Raw genomic sequence first — 570 nt, 5'->3', positions numbered from 1 at the left:
CAGTGACCGTATCCGGTGGCTCTTGGTGTACAGATGCGGGACTTGTTCAAAATATAGCAGGTTCAGGAATGCCAACAGGTGGTACCTATAGTGGAACTGGCGTTAGCGACAATGGTGATGGCACTTATAACTTTGATACTTCGGTGGGCACTCAGACCCTGACCTATACCTATAGTGATGGTAATTCGTGTGAAAACTCAGCCACAGCTTCGTTAGAGGTCAATGACCTTCCAACAGTGACCGTTTCGGGTGGCTCTTGGTGTACAGATGCGGGACTTGTACAAAATATTGCAGGTTCAGGAATGCCAGCAGGTGGTATCTATAGTGGAACGGGCGTTACCGACAATGGTGACGGCACATACAACTTTGATACTTCAGTGGGCACTCAAGTGCTGACCTACACTTATTCCGATGGCGACAACTGTAGTAATAGTGCAACAGCTTCGTTAGAGGTCAATGATCTTCCAATAGTGACCGTTTCTGGCGGCTCTTGGTGTGCAGATGCGGGACTTGTGCAAAACATTGCAGGTTCGGGTATGCCAGCAGGTGGTACCTATAGTGGAACTGGCG

The 570-nt window shown here is 48.9% G+C and carries 1 pseudogene; it reads left to right on the top strand.

What is annotated here, in order from left to right:
- Positions 1-570: pseudogene (locus tag ESZ48_RS19460) on the top strand (hypothetical protein); the annotation flags it as partial.

This window comes from Gelidibacter gilvus (assembly GCF_004115975.1).
Lineage (GTDB): Bacteria > Bacteroidota > Bacteroidia > Flavobacteriales > Flavobacteriaceae > Gelidibacter > Gelidibacter gilvus.
Note: the sequence above shows the minus strand (reverse complement) of the source record. Positions and strands in the feature narration are given on the sequence as shown.